The organism is Balneola sp. EhC07, assembly GCF_001650905.1.
Lineage (GTDB): Bacteria > Bacteroidota > Rhodothermia > Balneolales > Balneolaceae > Balneola.
Map to the genome: position 1 here is coordinate 1 of NZ_LXYG01000012.1, position 20,488 is coordinate 20,488.

The 20,488-nt window shown below is 38.7% G+C and carries 17 protein-coding genes, 1 tRNA gene and 1 pseudogene; 18 read left to right on the plus strand and 1 reads right to left on the minus strand.

Annotated elements, in window-relative coordinates; all coding sequences use genetic code 11:
• The 18 genes and pseudogenes from tuf to A8B79_RS04315 form a co-directional block, all read left to right on the plus strand.
• Positions 1 to 285 (plus strand): annotated as a pseudogene (gene tuf / locus A8B79_RS04230) (elongation factor Tu); the annotation flags it as partial.
• 69 nt (positions 286 to 354) lie between these two features.
• Positions 355 to 427: transfer RNA gene (locus tag A8B79_RS04235), tRNA-Trp, on the plus strand.
• Between the two features lie 25 nt (positions 428 to 452).
• The gene (secE, locus tag A8B79_RS04240; RefSeq protein WP_066218416.1) at positions 453 to 635 is read left to right on the plus strand and encodes a preprotein translocase subunit SecE; all 183 of its coding nucleotides are present in this window, start codon (positions 453 to 455) and stop codon (positions 633 to 635) included.
• Between the two features lie 4 nt (positions 636 to 639).
• On the plus strand, positions 640 to 1,197 hold the full coding sequence (gene nusG, locus A8B79_RS04245) for a transcription termination/antitermination protein NusG (RefSeq protein WP_066218419.1): 558 nt from the start codon (positions 640 to 642) through the stop codon (positions 1,195 to 1,197).
• A 75-nt stretch (positions 1,198 to 1,272) separates the two neighbouring features.
• On the plus strand, positions 1,273 to 1,704 hold the full coding sequence (gene rplK, locus A8B79_RS04250; RefSeq protein WP_066218424.1) for a 50S ribosomal protein L11: 432 nt from the start codon (positions 1,273 to 1,275) through the stop codon (positions 1,702 to 1,704).
• A 12-nt stretch (positions 1,705 to 1,716) separates the two neighbouring features.
• Positions 1,717 to 2,415: a 50S ribosomal protein L1 gene (rplA, locus tag A8B79_RS04255; protein WP_066218427.1), complete on the plus strand. Its 699-nt coding sequence runs from the start codon at positions 1,717 to 1,719 to the stop codon at positions 2,413 to 2,415.
• Between the two features lie 18 nt (positions 2,416 to 2,433).
• Entirely contained in the window at positions 2,434 to 2,955 is a 522-nt protein-coding gene (gene rplJ / locus A8B79_RS04260) for a 50S ribosomal protein L10 (protein WP_066218430.1), read from the plus strand.
• Between the two features lie 62 nt (positions 2,956 to 3,017).
• Positions 3,018 to 3,395, plus strand: a complete 378-nt coding sequence (gene rplL / locus A8B79_RS04265; RefSeq protein WP_066218432.1) for a 50S ribosomal protein L7/L12 — start codon at positions 3,018 to 3,020, stop codon at positions 3,393 to 3,395.
• Between the two features lie 145 nt (positions 3,396 to 3,540).
• Positions 3,541 to 7,356 (plus strand): DNA-directed RNA polymerase subunit beta, encoded by a 3,816-nt coding sequence (rpoB, locus tag A8B79_RS04270; RefSeq protein ID WP_066218435.1) that lies wholly within the window; start codon positions 3,541 to 3,543, stop codon positions 7,354 to 7,356.
• 31 nt (positions 7,357 to 7,387) lie between these two features.
• Positions 7,388 to 11,689: a DNA-directed RNA polymerase subunit beta' gene (gene rpoC / locus A8B79_RS04275; protein WP_066218439.1), complete on the plus strand. Its 4,302-nt coding sequence runs from the start codon at positions 7,388 to 7,390 to the stop codon at positions 11,687 to 11,689.
• Between the two features lie 142 nt (positions 11,690 to 11,831).
• The gene (locus A8B79_RS04280; protein WP_066218444.1) at positions 11,832 to 12,668 is read left to right on the plus strand and encodes a LytR/AlgR family response regulator transcription factor; all 837 of its coding nucleotides are present in this window, start codon (positions 11,832 to 11,834) and stop codon (positions 12,666 to 12,668) included.
• Positions 12,669 to 12,768: 100 nt separating this feature from the next.
• Positions 12,769 to 13,386, plus strand: coding sequence for a dioxygenase family protein (locus tag A8B79_RS04285; RefSeq protein ID WP_066218446.1), 618 nt, complete (start codon positions 12,769 to 12,771; stop codon positions 13,384 to 13,386).
• Positions 13,379 to 13,972, plus strand: a complete 594-nt coding sequence (locus tag A8B79_RS04290) for a YceI family protein (RefSeq protein ID WP_066218450.1) — start codon at positions 13,379 to 13,381, stop codon at positions 13,970 to 13,972. The genes A8B79_RS04285 and A8B79_RS04290 overlap by 8 nt, the downstream gene beginning before the upstream one ends.
• A 354-nt stretch (positions 13,973 to 14,326) precedes the next feature.
• Entirely contained in the window at positions 14,327 to 16,129 is a 1,803-nt protein-coding gene (locus A8B79_RS04295) for a FliG C-terminal domain-containing protein (RefSeq protein WP_066218453.1), read from the plus strand.
• Positions 16,130 to 16,132: 3 nt separating this feature from the next.
• Positions 16,133 to 17,206, plus strand: a complete 1,074-nt coding sequence (locus A8B79_RS04300; protein ID WP_066218456.1) for a hypothetical protein — start codon at positions 16,133 to 16,135, stop codon at positions 17,204 to 17,206.
• On the plus strand, positions 17,178 to 17,813 hold the full coding sequence (locus tag A8B79_RS04305; RefSeq protein WP_066218459.1) for a hypothetical protein: 636 nt from the start codon (positions 17,178 to 17,180) through the stop codon (positions 17,811 to 17,813). The genes A8B79_RS04300 and A8B79_RS04305 overlap by 29 nt, the downstream gene beginning before the upstream one ends.
• The gene (locus A8B79_RS04310) at positions 17,810 to 18,634 is read left to right on the plus strand and encodes a motility protein A (RefSeq protein ID WP_066218464.1); all 825 of its coding nucleotides are present in this window, start codon (positions 17,810 to 17,812) and stop codon (positions 18,632 to 18,634) included. The genes A8B79_RS04305 and A8B79_RS04310 overlap by 4 nt, the downstream gene beginning before the upstream one ends.
• Before the next feature lie 5 nt (positions 18,635 to 18,639).
• Positions 18,640 to 19,314 (plus strand): OmpA/MotB family protein, encoded by a 675-nt coding sequence (locus A8B79_RS04315; RefSeq protein WP_066218469.1) that lies wholly within the window; start codon positions 18,640 to 18,642, stop codon positions 19,312 to 19,314.
• Here A8B79_RS04315 and A8B79_RS04320 read toward each other — a convergent pair.
• Positions 19,308 to 20,351, minus strand: coding sequence for a WD40/YVTN/BNR-like repeat-containing protein (locus tag A8B79_RS04320; protein WP_235603560.1), 1,044 nt, complete (start codon positions 20,349 to 20,351; stop codon positions 19,308 to 19,310). The two genes, A8B79_RS04315 and A8B79_RS04320, sit on opposite strands and share 7 nt — an antisense overlap.
• Positions 20,352 to 20,488 lie beyond the last annotated feature (137 nt).

Consider the following 20,488-nt stretch of genomic DNA (forward strand, 5'->3'; position numbering starts at 1 on the left):
CCACACAAGCAGTTTGATTGTGAGGTATATGTACTAAGCAAAGATGAAGGTGGAAGACACACACCATTCTTCAAAGGATACCGTCCACAGTTTTACTTCCGTACAACGGATGTAACGGGCTCCTGTGAGCTTCCGAGTGGAGTGGAGATGGTGATGCCGGGAGATAATGTAAAGCTCTCCGTAACACTGATCCAGCCGGTAGCAATGGAAGAAGGCCTGCGTTTTGCGATCCGCGAAGGTGGACGTACCGTAGGTGCTGGTGTGGTAACTAAAATTTTAGACTAAGCACTACCAGCTAAGCGAATTTACGGAAAAAAAGTAGGTGGTTTTTGCCATCTACTTTTCCGTGTATAAACGGGCGTAGCTCAGTTGGTAGAGCACTGGTCTCCAAAACCAGGTGTCGGGAGTTCGAGTCTCTCCGCCCGTGCAATTAAATAAAACGAATAAGCATAATGGCTAAATTATCAGGAATTTTTGACGGTGTTGTAGGTGAGTTTAAGAAAGTAGCTTGGCCTACACAGAAAGAACTTATTGACAGTACTATGATCGTTGTGGTTTTCTCGATAATTCTATCTGTATTTATATTTGGTGTTGATCAGGTATATAGTACTGCTTTAGAATACATTTACAATTAAGAACATGAGTGTTGAACTAGTACATGATTGGTATGTAGTACGTTGTTTCTCCAGTCATGAAAATAAAGTAAGAGATTTTCTTGAGCGTGAGATAGAAGAGCAAGGTTTAGAGGATAAAGTGAAAGAAGTGCTTGTTCCAACTGAAACCATTGTTGAGATCCGTGGTGGAAAAAAGAAGACAAGAGAAAAGAATTTTTTCCCGGGATATATACTGCTCAACACCCATTATGATGAAGAGGTAAACAATTTAGTACAAAGCGCTCCTTCTTGCTTAGGATTTTTGAAAGTAGGAAAGACGCAAACTGTACCGCATCCACTGAAAAAGCATGAAGTCCAAAGAATTATAGGACGTGTTAGAGAAGGTGGAGAAGAGAATGCAAATATTGAGATACCATTTAGTGAAGGTGATCTCGTAAAAGTTATTTCCGGTCCATTCAAAGATTTTGATGGCACCGTACAGGAGGTTAACACCGATAAGTTAAAACTGAGAGTGATGGTTTCCATTTTTGGACGCCGAACCCCTGTAGAAGTAGATGTGAACCAAGTGGAATCCACTACTTAAATTAAAGAAACTAGTTGATGCTAGCTATTACGCAACCAAACAGAAGTTACTAATCATTTAGGATCCTGATAATCCATGGCTAAAAAAGTTGAAAGAATCCTGAAGCTCCAAATCGTTGGTGGACAGGCAAACCCTGCGCCCCCAGTTGGACCGGCTCTCGGTCAGGCTGGAATTAACATTATGGAGTTTTGTAAAGCCTTTAATGCTAAGACTCAGGAAAAAGCCGGAACTGTAATTCCAGTTGAGATTACTGTATACGCTGACAAGTCTTTTTCATTTAAAACAAAGACACCTCCAGCGCCAGTATTGCTCAAGAAAGCTGCGAAAATAAAGTCCGGATCGGGTGAACCTAACCTTAAAAAGGTTGGAACAGTTACCTGGAGCCAATGCAAAGATATAGCACAAGAAAAAATGGAAGACTTAAATGCGTTTGACATTGAAGCTGGTGCCGAAATGATTGCAGGAACGGCTCGGAGTATGGGTCTAAGAGTAAATCGCGATAAATAAGGAGTTGTGATTATGGCAAAAAAAGGAAAGAAATACGAACAAGCCGTGGCATTAGTTAATCCGGAGATTGAATATTCTCTGGAGGAAGCATGTGATCTGGTTAAAAAAACTTCAAACCGAAATTTCGATGCTTCGGTGGATATTGATGTCCGCTTAGGTGTTGATCCGCGACACGCCGATCAAATGGTACGTGGAACTGTGAGCTTGCCTCATGGTACAGGTAAAGAAGTTCGAGTTTTAGCTTTGGTAAACGAAGCAAAACAAGATGAAGCCAGAGAAGCAGGTGCCGACCATGTTGGTATGGACGAATACATCAAAAAAATTGAAGAAGGTTGGGCGGATATCGATGTGATAATCGCTACACCTGATGCAATGGGAAAACTCGGTAAACTGGGAAGATTCCTGGGACCGCGTGGGCTTATGCCAAACCCAAAAAGTGGAACAGTTACTATGGATGTAGCTGACGCTGTTAAAACGGTGAAAGCCGGACAGATAGATTTTCGTGTTGATAAATTCGGAATTCTACATACATCCGTAGGTAAAATAAGTTTTGACGCAACTGCAATTAAAGAAAACGCTGAAGCTTTTCTTTCAACTGTAATGCGCTTAAGACCTGCATCCGCTAAAGGACTATACGTGAAATCAGTTTTCATGAGTAGTACTATGGGGCCAAGCATACCTATAAGTAGAACCGCAGTTACATCCCTATAATAGGAGGAATTAAGAATTATGCCTACTGCAGAAAAAAAAGCAGTCTTAGACGAAATCACAGAAAAACTTAATAGTGCTAATGGTATTTATATCACTAAGTACACCGGTATGTCTGTGGCAGATGCTAACGAACTGCGTGGAGAATTCCGCAAGGGAAATATCTTCTTCAAAGTTTACAAGAATAAGCTAATGAAACTTGCTATGCAGGAAGTTGGAGGCTACGATAAAGTACTTCCTTCTTTAGTAGAGCAAAATGCATTTGCATTCGTTGAAGATGAATTGTCCGCACCGGCTAAAGTATTAAAAGAGTTTACTAAGGATAAGAAGAAACCAGAATTTAAAGCCGCTTTTATAGATGGTGAATTCTATTCTTCTGATAAATTAGAAGCTCTCGCCGCAATGAAGTCTAAAAACGAAGTTATTGGCGATATACTTGGTCTGTTGATGTCACCTGCACAAACCGTAGTAAGTGCGCTTACTGCACAAGGGTCAAACCTTGTTGGTGCTGTGAAAACTATTGCCGAAAAAGGCGAAGAATAATATTTATACAACATGTCGCAAGACATTAAAAATTTTACTTTAAAAAACAACTGGAGATAAAAATGGCTGACGTTAATAAACTAGCTGAAGAGCTTGTCAACCTAACTATCAAAGAAGCAAACGAACTAGCAAAAGTTCTTGAAGAAGAATACGATATCAAACCTGCAGCTGCAGCTGTTGCTGTTGCTGGACCAGCCGGAGGCGGAGACGCTGCTGGTGCTGAAGAGCAAACTGAGTTTGATGTAGTTCTTGAAGCTGCTGGTGGAAAGAAAATCGCTGTGATCAAAGAAGTTCGCGGAATCACTGGTCTTGGGCTTAAAGAAGCTAAAGAACTTGTTGATGGCGCGCCTAACACTATCAAAGAAGGTATTGCTAAGGCAGAAGCTGAAGAGATCAAAGCTAAGCTTGAAGAAGCTGGAGCTACAGTAGAGCTTAAATAAGCTTTTTTACAATATTCGCACGTAGCCGATATCGTGAAAACGGTATTGGCTATTGGCGTCTATATTACTTAACCCTGTTATTTATAGGGTTTTTACCGTTTAATTTACCTTCAACAAAAAGGAGAGGTTCCTTTTGAGCAAGAAGATGCAAACTATTCCAAATACGGATCGCCAATCTTTTGGGCGAACAAAAGAAGTTTTAGAATATCCTGATTTCCTGGATATCCAATTAGAATCGTTCGAGAAATTCGTTCAGCTTGATATTGCACCAAATGAGCGTGCTAATCAAGGGCTGCAAAGAATTTTCTTGGAAAATTTCCCAATTCAGGATACCAGAGAAACTCATATACTCGAATTTTTATACTACAATGTTGATGTTCCAAGGTATACTATCAAAGAATGTCAGGATCGTGGATTAACCTATTCAGTTCCATTGAAAGCAAAGCTCAGATTATCATCTGTTGATGATAGTGATGAAGCCAGCGAAACAATTGAACAGGAAGTATTTTTGGGTGACTTACCATGGATGACAGATCGTGGTACATTTATTATAAATGGCGCTGAGCGTGTGATTGTATCTCAGTTACACCGTTCGCCGGGCGTATTTTTTGGCCAATCAGTTCACCCTAATGGTACTCAACTATATTCAGCTCGTGTAATTCCTTTTAAGGGATCATGGATCGAATTTACAACTGATATCAGAGATGTGCTCTGGGCTTATATCGATCGTAAGAAAAAGATTCCTGCTACAACATTGTTACGTGCTCTTGGGTATTCAACAGATATGGACTTATTGAGTCTGTTTGAATTATCTGAAGATGTAAAAGTTGGAACTAAAGCAAACTTCAAGAAGAACCTTGTTGGTAAGCGACTTGCTCAGAACATCATCGTTGAAGAGATGGAAGAAGTTGTTGATGATGAGACAGGTGAAGTTACAGAAGCATTAAACCGTAAGATCATTTTTGAACGTGATCATGAATTGACTGAAGATGATTACGGAATGTTCGGTGAAGTTGATCAGAAAACTGTTCTTGTTCAGAAGATTACTTCAGAAGAATCTGAGCGTTCAGTAATGATGAATACGCTTCGTAAAGATCCAACCTGGGATGAAACTTCTGCACTTGGGGAAGTTTATCAGCAAATCAGATCCGGTGAAATGCCTGATCCTGAAACTGCTCGTTCTATCCTCGAAAGATTATTCTTTAGTGATAAGAAATATGATCTGGGTGAAGTTGGTCGTTACAGATTGAACAAACGACTTCGTTTAGAAGGTAATGAAGATGTACAGTATCTATTGAAGGAAGATATTGTAGCTATTATCACAGAAGTTATTCGTCTTAAGAATATGAAATCTCAAGTTGATGATATTGATCATTTGAGTAACAGACGTGTAAGAACTGTAGGTGAGCAATTAGGACAGCAATTTGCGATTGGTCTTGCAAGAATGGCAAGAACGATCAAAGAGAGAATGAACTCTCGTGATGCTGAGCAGTTGACTCCGCAGGATCTTGTGAATGCTCGTACCATTTCTAGTGTAATTAACACTTTCTTTGGTACAAACCAGCTATCACAGTTTATGGATCAAACGAATCCATTGGCAGAATTAACGCATAAGCGTCGTATGTCTGCTCTTGGACCTGGAGGTCTAACTCGTGAGCGTGCAGGTTTTGAGGTTCGTGATGTTCACTACACTCACTATGGTCGACTTTGTCCAATTGAAACTCCTGAAGGTCCGAACATTGGACTGATCTCATCACTTTGTATTCATGCAAAAGTGAATGATTTTGGTTTTATTGAAACACCTTACAGAAAAGTTAAAGACAAAAAAGTTTCTAAAAGTGTTGAGTATTTAGCAGCGGAGCAGGAAGATGAGACAGTAATTGCTCAGGCTAATGCTGAATTAGATGATAATAACACTTTTGCTAACGATGCAGTATTCTCAAGAATGCGCGAAGGTAACTATCTAGTTGCTAAGGCAGAAGAGATCGAGTATATGGATGTGGCTACAAACCAGATCACATCACTTGCAGCTGCATTGATTCCTTTTATTGAACATGATGATGCAAACCGTGCCTTGATGGGCTCGAACATGCAACGTCAAGCAGTTCCATTGTTAAGACCAGAAGCGCCGGTTGTAGGTACAGGATTGGAGCACAGAGCGGCTCGTGATTCTCGTGCTATTATTACTGCTGATGCTAAAGGTGAAGTTGTATACGTAAGCTCAACTGAAATTCGTATCAAGTACGAAAGAGATGAGTTGGATCAACATTGCTATTTTGATGGCGGTATTAAAACGTATGAGCTTGAAAAATTCAGCAGAACAAATCAGGATACCTGTACTAACCAACGTGCTATTGTAAAAGTAGGCGATAAGGTTAAAAAAGGACAGGCTATTGCTGATGGTTGTTCAACAGACGGTGGAGAGCTTGCTCTTGGTCGTAACTTACTCGTGGCTTTCATGCCTTGGAGAGGTTATAACTTTGAGGATGCAATCGTTGTAAGTGAGCGCATTGTTCAAGACGATATCTATACTTCTATCCACATTACAGAATTCGAACAACAAGTTCGTGACACTAAGCGTGGTGAAGAAGAGCTTACTCGTGAGATTCCTAACGTAAGTGAAGAAGCAACTCGTAACCTTAATGAAAAAGGCATTATCCGAGTTGGAGCAAAAATTAATCCGGGCGACATTCTTGTTGGTAAGATCACTCCAAAAGGTGAAACAGATCCAACACCGGAAGAAAAACTTCTTCGCGCAATCTTTGGTGATAAAGCCGGTGATGTAAAAGATGCTTCTTTGAAAACACCTCCGGGCGTTTCAGGAACCATTATCAACACTAAGCTTTTCAGCCGTAAGCGCGATGAGTTAATCTCAAGAAAAGAAGAGAAGAAAAGAGTAGAGCAAGAGCAGGAAAGACATGCTGAAAAACTTGCAGAATTGAATCAGCAATGGGCTGATAAAATGTATTCTCTACTAAGAGATAAAACTTCTCCTGGAGTACTCAACTACAGTAATTATGAGTTGATTCCAAAAGGTGAGAAGTATAAAAAATCAGTATTTGAAGAATTAGATCCGGTAAATATCAATGAGAATATTGACTGGGCTACAGATCAGGATTTGGTAGAAAAAGTAAGACTACTGTTTGCTAACTATCGTGACCTTCGTCGTAAGATCGACAGTGAGGCTAAGCGTCGTACGTTTGCAATCCAAGTAGGAGACGAACTACCTCCTGGAATCATCCAAAAAGCTAAGATCTACGTTGCTAAGAAGCGTAAGCTTCAGGTAGGTGATAAGATGGCGGGACGTCACGGTAACAAAGGTGTTGTTGCTAAGATCGTACCACAGGAAGACATGCCGTTTATGGCTGATGGTACTCCTGTAGATATCTGTCTGAACCCACTTGGTGTACCTTCTCGTATGAACCTTGGTCAGATCTATGAAACGATCCTAGGTTGGGCAGCTAAGAAACTTGGCGTTACTTTCGCTTCTCCGATTTTTGATGGAGCAAGCATGGATGACGTAAAAGGAAAATTAAAGGAAGCAGGATTACCTGAAGATGGTCGTGTAAATCTTTACGACGGTCGTACCGGTGAAGCTTTCTCTCAAAAGACGACAGTAGGTTACATCTACATGATCAAGTTGAATCACTTGGTTCAAGATAAGATGCACTCTCGTTCTATTGGGCCATACTCATTAATTACGCAACAGCCATTGGGTGGTAAAGCTCAGTTTGGTGGTCAGCGACTTGGTGAAATGGAGGTTTGGGCACTATATGCTTATGGTGCTTCAAGTATCCTGAAAGAAATGCTCACTGTAAAAAGTGATGATGTGAAAGGGCGTTCAAAAGTATATGAAGCTATCGTTAAAGGTGAGAACCTTCCTGATGGTGATGTGCCTGAATCATTCAAAGTATTGCTTCGAGAGCTTATGGGTCTCGGGCTTGAAATACATATTCAATAATCACTGTTAATTATTTAATGGAGGAATACCCTTGCCAATAACAAAAACATTAACAGTTACCAACGACTTTAACAGTATCGGAGTATCACTTGCTTCGGCTGAGACAATTTTGTCACGTTCGCACGGTGAAGTCTTAACACCAGAAACAATAAACTACAGAACCTTTAAGCCTGAGATGGATGGTCTTTTCTGTGAAAAGATCTTCGGTCCGGTTAAAGATTATGAGTGCCATTGCGGTAAATACAAGCGTATTCGCTACAAAGGCATTATCTGTGATCGTTGCGGTGTTGAAGTAACAAGAAAAGCTGTTCGTCGTGAGCGAATGGGTCATATTACCCTAACCGTTCCTGTAGTACACATTTGGTATTTCAAATCTTTACCAAACAAGATCGCATACCTATTAGGTATGTCTTCTAAGAATCTTGATAAGATCGTTTATTACGAAACTTTCGTGATCATCAATCCTGGTGTAGCTCGTGATTTGGGTTACGCTAAAGGTGATATGATCTCTGAAGAAGAGAAATACGATATTCTTGATCAGCTTCCGGAAGATAACTACGAACTTGATAACGACGACGAAGATAAGTTCATAGTAAAAGAAGGAGCAGATGCACTAGCTGCTATGCTTGCTGATCTTGATCTTGATGAATTAGCTTACCAATTACGCTACGAAGTGAAGCATGAGACTTCACAGATGCGTAAGAAAAAGAAACTAAAACGCCTTCAGGTTATTGAGTCTTTCCGTGCTGCTGCAGAGCACACAGAAAACAAGCCAGAGTGGATGTGCCAGAGTGTGATCCCGGTAATTCCACCGGAACTACGTCCTCTTGTACCTCTTGAAGGTGGTAGATTTGCTACTTCTGATCTTAACGATCTATACAGAAGAGTGATCATCAGAAACAACCGTTTGAAGAGATTGATGGACATTAAAGCTCCTGATGTAATTCTTCGAAATGAGAAGCGTATGCTTCAGGAAGCGGTTGATTCTTTATATGACAACTCAAGAAAATCAAACGCAGTTAGAAACAACAATCGTCCGCTAAAATCTCTTAGCGACATGTTGAAAGGTAAAAGCGGTCGTTTCCGTCAAAACCTTCTTGGTAAGCGTGTTGATTATTCAGGTCGTTCTGTAATTGTGGTAGGACCGGAACTCAAAATGCATGAGTGTGGCCTTCCAAAAGAAATGGCAGTCGAGCTTTACAAACCATTCATTATTCGCCGATTGATCGAACGCGGTTATGTTAAAACCGTTAAGAGTGCGAAGAAAGTAGTTGATCGCAGAGATGCGGTGGTTTGGGAAGTACTTGAAAATGTAATTGATGGACACCCGGTAATGCTTAACCGTGCTCCAACGCTTCACCGTTTAGGTATTCAAGCGTTCCAGCCGGTGCTTATCGAGGAAAAAGCGATCCGTCTTCACCCACTAGCGTGTACGGCATTCAACGCCGATTTCGATGGTGACCAGATGGCGGTTCACTTACCACTTAGCCATGATGCAGTGCTTGAAGCTTCTGTATTGATGCTTGGTTCTCATAACATTATGAGTCCTGCAAGTGGTGGACCTATTGCAGTTCCGTCTCAGGATATGATCTTGGGTCTTTACTTCCTTACTAAGCCTGCAAATGGCAAGAAAGGAGAAGGAAAGACTTTCTCAGATATGGATGAGGTTCTTGTCGCTTTTGATCAGGGACAGATCGATCTGCATGCAAAAATTAATGTTCGTGTTGATGTAGTCAACGAAGAAGGCGAAACTGTAAAAGAAGTAGTTAAAACTTCTACAGGACGTGTGATCTTCAATCAGATCGTGCCTGAAGAAATCGGGTTCATGAACAAAACTCTCGGTAAAAAAGAGCTTAGAGTTCTGATTGGTGATATCCATTCTATTGTTGGAACTTCACGTTGTGCTGCATTCCTTGATGAAATGAAAAAACTTGGTTACGAAAACGCTACTCTTGGTGGACTTTCATTCAGCCTTGACGACATCATCATCCCGGATGCTAAAGCAAAATTGATTGATGGAGCCAAAGACGAAGTAACTGACATTCAGGGTCGTTACGAAATGGGTTTCATTACAGATAATGAACGCTACAATCAGGTAATTGATAAGTGGACAAGTACTACTAACCGAGTTTCTGAAACTCTGTTCACGGCTCTTCAAGAAGATCGTGAAGGTTTCAACCCGGTATATATGATGGCTGACTCCGGAGCCCGTGGTTCTAAAGAGCAGATTCGTCAGTTAGGTGGTATGCGTGGTTTGATGGCTAAGCCTCAAAAGAGTTCAATGCAGCAGGGTAACGAAGTAATTGAGAATCCGATTCTTTCTTCTTTCAAAGAGGGACTTTCGGTACTTGAGTACTTTATCTCTACTCACGGTGCTCGTAAAGGTCTTGCCGATACCGCACTTAAAACTGCTGATGCAGGTTACTTAACTCGTCGTCTTGTTGACGTTTCTCAGGATGTGATCATTACTGAAGATGATTGCGGTACTCTTCGTGGTATCAAGATGTCAGCTCTTAAGGATAATGAAGATATCATCGAAAGATTGGAAGATCGTATTATCGGTCGTTTCTCTCTGCATGATATTCATGATCCGATCACAGATGATCTTATCTGCGAAGCAAACCAGATGATCGATGAAGGAGTAGCTAAGAAAATTGCTGAAACTTCTATTGAAGAAGTGGATATCCGTTCGGTACTTACTTGTGAAACCGGTCGTGGTGTTTGTGCAAAATGTTATGGTCGTGACTTAGCTCGCGGAACTGTTGTTGAGAAAGGTGAGGCCGTTGGTGTTATCGCTGCTCAATCAATTGGTGAGCCTGGTACACAGCTTACACTTCGTACTTTCCACGTTGGTGGTACGGCTTCTCGTCTTGAGGCAGATTCACAACATAAAACTAAATTCGACGGTAAAGTTGAATTCGAAAATGTACGTGTTGTAGAATATAATGATGGCGAAGAAGAGCACAACATTGTATTGAGCCGTGCAGGTGAATTGAAAATTGTTAATGACGAAGGTCAAGTCTTAATCAGCTATAACGTACCTTATGGTAGCGAGATGATGGTTGAAGAAGGCGATATGGTTCCAAAAGGAGCACAGCTTTGTAAGTGGGATCCATACAACGCACTGATCTTCTCTGAAATTGATGGTACCGTTGAGTACAAAGATATTATCGATGGAGTTACTTCTACCGATGATACTGATGCTCAAACAGGTCACCGTGAAAAAGTTATTACTGACTCCAAGGATAGATCTCTTGTACCAACACTAGTTGTTAAAGGTGCAAAAGATGTGATCCGCGAAAGTACTCTTCCTGTTGATACTCACGTAGCTATCGACAATGGTGAGAAAGTTTCTGCAGGTCAGGTAATCGCTAAGATTCCTAGAGCAGCATCTAAATCTAAAGATATTACAGCGGGTCTTCCTCGTGTGACTGAGCTTTTTGAAGCTCGTTCTCCAAGTGAGCCGGCAGTAGTTTCTGAGATAGATGGTATTGTTGAAATGGGAGGCCGTAAGCGTGGTTCTCAGGAAGTATTTGTTAAATCAAAAGACGGTACTGATGAGAAGAAGTACTTGATCTCTTTGAGTAAGCATATTCTTGTACAAACCAACGACTTTGTGAAAGCAGGTCAGCCATTATCTGATGGTACAATTCCTGCACAGGACATTCTAAACATTCTAGGGCCATACGCTGTACAATCGTACTTAGTGAATGAGATTCAGGAAGTTTACCGTTTACAGGGTGTGAAGATCAATGATAAGCATATCGAGGTTATTGTTAGCACGATGATGCAGAAAGTTGAGATCACTGATCCGGGCGATACAATGTTCCTAGAAGGCGATAAAGTTGATCGTTTTGAAGTTAATACCAGAAATGACGAATTGATCGGTAAGTTTGTTGTAACCGAAGAAGGTGGCAGTGAGCTTAAGAAAGGAAAGATCCTTGATCGTCGTCAGGTAAGAGACATCAACAACGAATTGATCAAAGAAGGCAAAGAAGAGATCCAAACTCGTGAAGCTGAACCTGCAATTTCTCGACCAATTTTATTGGGTATTACGAGAGCTGCACTTTCTACTGAAAGTTGGTTATCAGCTGCTTCTTTCCAGGAAACAACGAAGGTACTTACTCAGGCTTCTATTGAAGCTAAGAAAGACTTCTTACGTGGACTGAAAGAAAACGTAGTTGTTGGACACAAAGTACCAGCCGGTACCGGTCTTCGTGAGTACAATGATCTTATCGTTGGACCTACTGAGGAAGTTGATGAAAGTGACGCAGAAGTTGCAGAGATATTTGAAACTCTGGGCGGAAGCGATGAGGAGAAAACAGAAGCTTAGGCTTTCTCCAATTAACTTTTATCTAAGATAAATTGAAAAGCCCCTTCAGAAATGAAGGGGCTTTTTTTATGAAAGCCTATTTTCTAACTTGATTTAATAAAGTGATTTTTGTTTTGCTAGTCTCTAATTAGTAATCTGTGCTATGGGAAAGTTGATTGCATATCAAAAATTAGGAAAAATAGAAAAGTGGTTCGCTTTAAATAAGAATAAGGCAAATCATTTCTTTGCATTAGCAGCTTTATTAGTTACTGCCAGTGCTATTTTTCAGGATTTTCTTTTTTCAGAAATCAATAATACAGGTTTCTATTTAAGGGAAGTGCTTCTATTTAAGATCTTTTGGTTATTCTTTATTCCATTCTCCTACATAATTTTTTTTCTGCATAATAAACTCTCTCAAGCATCAATCAAGTCTGTATATCGAGTTCTATTATTGATCTTGATAATTGCTTCATTGTTTGCAGTACAGGTTCTAAGTTCATCTGTTTTGATCTCAAGTCTTGGTACCGCTTGGTTTGGGTTTCGAATAACAGTTTGGCAGCTTATTACCACAAAACTGATAAATTACTTAGGAATAGGCTTCTTGTTTTATGTTCTGGCAATTTGGGTGGCAGAATACATATATCGAACAAACGAAAAATTAAAGAGAGATAAAAAGGTTAAGATTATCACAGTAAGAGAGGGTAAAAAAATTATCCCAATCAACGTTTCTGAGATAAAATGGATCAGCTCAGATAAACCATACATTTCAATACATACCGAGGAAGGAAAGTTTCTTCACAGTTCTACATTAAAGGAAATTCTGAAAGAATTAGACAATTCAAACTTCGTACGAATACATCGCTCCACTATTGTAAATGTTTTAGAAATAGAAAAGTTGGTTTCAAGACTAAATGGTGATTATGATGTTTTGATGAAAGGGGGAAAAGAGTTGCGCTTAAGTCGAAATTATAAAGATAAACTGAATAGCCGTTTTTTTTGATTATCACCTTAGAGTATTAATTACACGTCTTAGCTTATCAGGGTTTGTTGAAGGTGTCACAATAGCGATAATGAGATGAATTCCAACAAATCTCATATAAATGAAGCTATACCTTTTGATATTTTTCACTCTAGCCAGTGGGGTGACATGTGCACAATCACAATCTTCAAGTATCGTAGGAGGTCCTTGTGAAGGTTGCGAAGCCGCCTTGGATTATGGAAGTAAAGAACTATCTGCAATCGATACCCTGCCTAACTTTGAAAACCATTCTCAAAAAATGAAAATTCAAGGCACTGTATATAAATTAGATGGTATAACGCCGGCAAAAGATGTGATCATCTATATATATCAGACAAATCAGAAGGGTGTTTACGAAAAGAAAGGTGATGAAACGGGCTTTGCCAGCTATCATGGTATTTACCGGGGATGGGTCAAAACAAATGAACTTGGCCACTATGCGTTCTATACATTTAAACCGGGTTCCTATCCGGGAAGAACCCAGGCTGCTCATGTTCATTTCACCATCAAAGAGCCGGATAAAAATGAATATTATATCGATGCAATTGAATTCGCTGATGATCCACTACTGAGTGAAGCGGATAGAGAGAGAAAAAATCCGCGGGGCGGAAATGGAATAATAGAGTTAACAAAGAAAGGTGATCTGCTTATTGCGGAAAGAGACATAATCCTAGGCTTAAATATTCCAAACTATGAATAAGTTAATATTAGTAATGGCAGTGTTTCTATTTCTATCACAGTTAAGTGTAGCACAGGAAATCGTGCAAGTACCCATTGATATCAAAGAGTCTGAAGTGAAATGGAAAGGAACTAAAATGAGAGGTTTAGGAAAACACGAGGGAATTATATCTATAAAAAGCGGGCATTTTGAAACAAAAGATGGAGAGTTTTATGGCGGTAAAATAGTTTTTGATATGAATTCTATTTCGGTTACAGATATTCCTAAACGTGAACCAATTCCAAGAAGAAGATTAAACAATCATTTAAAAAGTGATGACTTTTTTGGAGTTGAAAAATATCCTGAAGCAGAATTTCTGATTTTGAAGGTACTTAAAAAAGAGAAACAGAATATAACCGTAGAAGGCGAGCTTTCTATACGCGATGTAAAAGATAGAATCACAGTTTATCTGGAAATAAGACGAGACAATTCAGAAATTAGATCAATAAGTTCTAAACTAGAATTCGACAGATTTAATTGGAATATTGGATATAAAGGAAGCTGGGCGGATCGTACTTTAGTAGATAAGGAAATTGAGATCACCTTATTATTACATGCAAACAATTAGCTTTGAGATTAATAATGGAGACTCACCAACTCAGTCCTCCTTGTTTTGAATATGAAATAACCGGAGCTATAATCACTAAAGTTCTTGTACATTTTTTTCGGGAATATATCTTACTGATGATCGATACCAAGCCCCTTTAGAAATGAAGGGGCTTATTTATTTAAAGACCCATTATAAAATATCAAATAGAAGACGTTAGATGTTGATAACTTTGAACTTCAAGCAAAAAGAGTTAAAAAAATTAGCTTAAATCAATAAATAATATTATTGTTGTCAAGAATTAATAAAAAATCTGATTCAACAAAATTGTGGATAACTTTTTGTTGAAATATTATCTACAGATCGGGGGGTGAAATGAGAAGATCAATAAGTTTCATACTTTTATTAGGGTTTTTTACCCTTAATAATTCTATTGCTCAAATTCCCAGAAGCAATTCGAATTCACCTGATAAACAATCAGAAGAAACTAAATATGAGCGTTATTACGAAATAGTGCTCGAAAATGCTCTTTCAGAGTATTATGAAAACGGCTCTTTTTTGGTGGATGTTCAAGCTGAGGTTGAGCGGGTGTTGGTAGCCAGTGAATACGAAGTAGTGGAAGAATTACCTCCTCTTGAGATAGAAAACCTTCCGGGTTTACCCGTAATACCTCCCGGTTTAAAAGCTACCAGAACGGGCAGAGATAGTATAAAAGTTACTGGTTTTAACTCCAGTTTCAGATTGAATCAGCTTACCATACGCATCCTTATAGATACATCCTATACACAGGAAGACTCGGAGTTTATAAATGAAATGGCAGGAATGGTTGCAAATGCCGATCGATTTCGGGGTGATATCGTAACAGTAGAGAGAAAAATATTTCCAAATCAACAAAGAGGAACTACTTTAACTGCAACAACAAAAGCGGATACTGTATTTATAGGCCAATCAAATGATGGAGTTGAGTTAGCGGAAAATAAATTTTTAGGTATAGATTGGAATAATCCTAAACACTTGATGTATGTGATACTTGGTTTATTTATCCTTGCAATAGCTCTTCTGATTTGGGCACTAATGAAGAGATCAAACTCTGAAAATCAAGACTATAGTGCTGTAAGCGAAGAATTAAAAAATCTTCAGGCAAGTTTAGAATCAGATGAGAGACCGAAAGACGAACTGAGAGAGTTTAAAAATGATAAACAGGCGAAATTCGAAGAAGAGAAGATGTTCATCATTAACAGAACGGTTAGTCAGCCCGAAACAATTGCAAAATTAATCGAAGATCTGATAAATGATAATGAAGATGAAGGTCTTGTAAAAGCTGTACGAGCAATATTCAGTACCGACCCAAAGATTATAGATGTTCTTCAACCTTACCTTGACGATAAGATACATGATTCAATTCTGTTCGGATTAACGAACATAGAAACGATACCGGTCAGTGAAAAAGCAGAAGAAGTTACTGAGTTCAAGAAGAAATTATTAGCTCTAAAAGTATCAAAAAATAAAGGAGATGATGATAATCACCTTTTTGAATTTCTGAATCAGCTTACTAATCAGCAGCTTTTGCATCTTATTAGAGGAGAGTCGGATGAAATGATTGCGATTTTACTTGCTCAGCTATCCGGTGACAGATCAAGCTTCGTGTTACAAAAACTGGATGAGAATAAGAGAATTCCTATTGTTCTTAAAATGGGAAAAATAGCAAACATACCAATCTCAATTTACAAGAAAGTAGCTGCTCATTTTTCTCACAAGGCTCTTACAGTTTCAGATATGAAATATGTGGCCGCTGATGGTGTTGAGAGCATTCTGGATACCATTGATAATTTACCTGTAACGGAACAGCAGAGTTTTGTTAACTCAATAGCAGAGAAGGATTTGAATCTCGCCAAGAAAATACGGAAGTACTTTGTAGCTTTTGATGACATCCCAAATGTTAACGATGAGATTCTTCAGACTGCTTTAGAAGATTCGACCACCGATGATTTAATAAAAGCTCTCTATAATGCAAAAGAACCTGTAAAGGCTAAAATATTGAGTGTCAGACCTGATCGTGAAAAGGAACTCATTTTAAGTGAATTAAAGAATAATCAGGAATTCACATCCATTGAAATTGAAGGGGCCAAAAAGAATATTCTTTTACTAATAAGAAAAGTTCTCAAAAGCAGGGGGTAGAAAATGAATGTTAAAGTACTTCCTGTTATTAGAGTTATAGCATTTTTGTTTTTCATTTCTCTGATGGGTAGAAATGTATTTGCACAGTCTGATGCAGTTTTGGTAGAGAAAGCTGTGGCTAAATTGCAGGATATGACATCTGATATACCTTCTGATGTAAGGCGAGTAACGGTGTACCGATTAAACTACAATGAAAATTACCTGTCAGAAGAAACAGTAGGATATATAGTTTCTCGTATAGAACAAACATTCAGGGAATATTCAGCTCTTACCATTATATCCCCACCTGAATTAAAGCCCACGAATGAACTCAAAATATTTGGAAGAGATTCTACTATCCAAATTTCAAATACGAAAGGGCGAAGTCTTGCCGAGTCCAATAGTGAATTGCTTTTAGAAACTGCTCAAAAGTACTCATTGCATGCATTAATTGAAGTCTCTGTTCAAAAAAAGGCTATAGAGGGTTTTATAATTAATATAAGAATGATAAGACCTGAATCTCAGGAAGTTGTTTGGGTGAAAACTCTTATATCAAATCAGGTATTTCCAAAAGAGGATATAGATAAAGGGAAACTTATCTTTATAAATGTAGGGGTAGAAACAATTATTGGGGAGAGTTTTAAAGTAGACAGCATTACTACAGACGCTGAACAACAAATACTTAATTTTAATGCATCTGTAACTTTCCGGCAGCCCATTGATAATTCTGTTTCTTCTTATTTTGGGATCAGGAGTGGATTAAACATTTATAAAGGAACCCAAGATAGTCTATACAATGCTACATTGTTAAATCTCGGTGTTGTTTTTCACTATGGTTTGGGAGAAGAGAACGAGTCAATAAATGCAAATCGTTTGTTGCTTACTCTTGACGCTGATGTTCGTTTTGCACTAACAAAGTATGAAGGCAGTATTTTTACGATATCACCGGGATTACAATTTAATTTCACAGAATCAATATCAGTAGCACTATATGCCAGAAATATAATATCAGGTGATGAGCTAAGGCAGAAAGACGTAAATCAAAGTATAACATTTAATCGGTTAAGTTATGGCTTACAATGTGTCTTTAGATTTTAGAACAAAACTTATTATAGCAGCCGTAGCTGTGGTTTGTTTAGCTATTACCGGTTGTGCTACAACAGAGCAAACACCTGAAGAGAGTAGCTCAGCGGGAATTACGCCTGAAACACCAGCAGAGGATTCTTCTTCTTTAGTTAAGGAAGAAGCCGGTGAGAGCAGGGTTTCAAATTCAATAAAAGTTATCTACAAGAACAAGAATACAGATTTGGAAGTAACACTAGATCCAAACAAAGAAGACTTTTTTCTGGATCTTAGTGGAATGAGTCCGGCGGAGAAAGATACTATCACTATTGCTGATTCTACACTTATAAAACAACGGGCAGTTGATATGCAAAAATTACTGTCCTCATTCAGGGCAGCTCAGGATCTGTTTTACAAAGGAGAGTACAACGAAGCTTTACTAAAGGTGAACGAATCACTAAGAGTTCAGGAAACTGCAGACGCTTATGGCCTTAAAGGGACGATCTATTTTATGTTGAATAGAAAATCAGCGACCAGAGAAAACTGGGATAAAGCAGTTAAAATGAATCCTGATATCATGATACCGAATATTCCTGAACTTGAAGATATTATTAAAGATATAAAAGGGGATACAGAACAATGAGATTATCGCTTACAAATATTTTAGGAGTATTTTTTAGTGTAGGGATTTTAATTTTTGGAGTCACAGAAATCACCGGTGCTACAGGATATATAAACTCGATTCCTACGTTAAGTAAATATCAGTTTTTGAATATCCCAAGTTTGTTTATAGTTCTTGGTGGGGTTTTAAATGCTGCATTTATTACTTATCAGCCTAAATATGTGGGGCAGGCACTGGTTAGTGTGTTTTATTTGTTCAACCAATCCAGAATATCACATAAAAAGCTAAGTGAAGATCTGAATAATATTCTTGAATGGAGTGATCAGGTTAAAGCAAACCGAATAAAGGCAATGAGCTCGTTGGAAAAAGAGAATGGAGATGAAGTAACCGGGTATTTTTTTTCTTTGATAAATACGAATTATACCAATGATGAGATCAAGGAATTTGCAGGAGTAAGTATTGAAGAGCATTACTTCCGTAAAATGGTAGTAGTTGATGTTCTACGTGCTATGGGTGGAGCGGCACCTTCATTTGGGATGTTTGGTACACTGTTTGGTTTGGTAGTAATGTTAGGTCAATTAGAAAACCCTTCCGGTATGGGGCCTGGTCTTGCGGCAGCATTAATTACAACATTGTATGGTATTTCTTTGGCCAGATTTATTTTTTATCCAATGTCAGAGAAGTTGAAAAATATTGCTCAGCAAAATCGGTATCGTGAATACTTCATGCTTGAAGGTGTGTTACTTATTAATTCAAAGAAATCGAGTTTTTACATTCAGGATAAGCTAAAAACATATTTAAGAAGAGACCTTAGAGGGCAGCAAAAAAAAGATAAGGTATAAATCTGTTGGATTTTAAGAACCTCCATAGAAAAACTGAATTAGATACCCATGAGGAAGATCAGGAATGGCTATTAACGTACAGTGATATGATTACGTTATTATTAGCATTTTTCGCTGTATTAATTGCAGTGTCATATGTAGATCTAAACTTATGGGAGCAAATGAAGCAGGGTCTAAGATCTGAAATAAATAAACAGGAGAATGTTCAGACTCCTCTGGCTGAGGTTAAAAAAGACCTTGACGAAAAACTTGCAGAGGAAAGAGAGGCTGAACTGGTTGATATTACTTTAGACCGGGAAGGAATAAAATTATTTTTCAATTCAAGCTCATTTTATAACTCAGGAGAAGCTAATCTGCTGCCTACAGGACAACAAATCATTGATAAAGTAACTCAGGCAATGAATGATCTGGGCTACTATAAATTTAAAGTAGATGTGGAAGGGCACACTGACAATGTCCCGATCAATACTCCTGTTTATCCATCAAATTGGGAACTGTCTGTTGCAAGAGCATCCGGAGTTGTGAAGTATTTTATCCAGGAAGGTATTGAGCCTGAAAGAATTAAAGCATCGGGTTATGCGGATACAAAGCCTATCGTCCCTCATGTAGATGAAACCGGAAACGATATAGTTGAAAACAGAGCTTTAAACCGAAGAATTGTGATTAGAATTTACTACTGATCAGTCAGTTCCAATTTCCCAATCTTTCCTGAGCCTGCAAGCCAAGCAGCCTTTCCATCTTTGGTAAAACGAACAGTATAAAAAGACTCTTCACTGACTTTCTTCCAGCTTAGTCCTCCGTCTTTTGAATATGATATACCCGGAGTTCCAACCGCTACAAGTTCCTGTCCATTACTACCGGGAATATATCTTACTGATGATCGATACGAGGGCCCTTCACCTTCTGCCGTTAGAGTCCATGTTCTTCCACCGTCAGATGTAATGGCTTTGTTCTCTGTGTTTTTATCTTTCTGATTCCAGTCTCCACCGACTATTATCCCATTTTTTGAATCATAAAAGTGGCTTGAGAAAATTCCCGTCATTTGACCTCCCTGAACAATGGGAGTATTATACACTCTCCAGGTTTCTCCTTTATTTTCACTATGAAAAACCCGTGCTCTTGTTCCGCCTGAAACCAGCCAAACGTTATCTCCGATAATATTCACATTTGAGTTACTTGCTGCAAATCCCGCTTCTCCATTTACTACGATGGGAAGAGAGTCACAGGAAATTTTCCTCCAGTTATCACCACTATTTTCGGTAATTATTACAGAAAGGCATTCATCAATAGGATCACCTACAGCCACACCAAAACCGTTTTTGGAAATAGCCATAGCATTGTAGAATGCTGAAGGATCATCTTCCTTATAAACCAATTTCCAATTTTTCCCTTCATCTGTACTTTTATATAACAAGGCGGGTGAAGCTATACTCAGGACGAAAACGGCACTATCTGTTACAGCGATGGATCGAAACTCGGGCTTTAAGGTATCATAGCTAATCGTGTCAATCTCAAAACTTACACCTTCAGTTTTAGTGAATCCAACCTGACCATTTGACCCTGCAAACCACATGGTGTTTTTATCAATAGCTTCGATTGCCCGGATACTTATGTCAGGAATTTCGAAAGTAGTGACCTGAAAATTCTTTTCTTTATTTACAGTACATGAAAGAAACAAAAGTGAAACAGATAGAACGGTAAGAATGGTTTTCATCATAAAGTGAATTTATTAATCAGGACAATATCAGATTAGGAAACAGAATTCAAGTAAGAATTCTGTTTTAATTTCTTTTCACACAATGGGTTATCTGCCAGATGGATTCCGGAGAGAAGAAAATATACAAGAAGAGACTT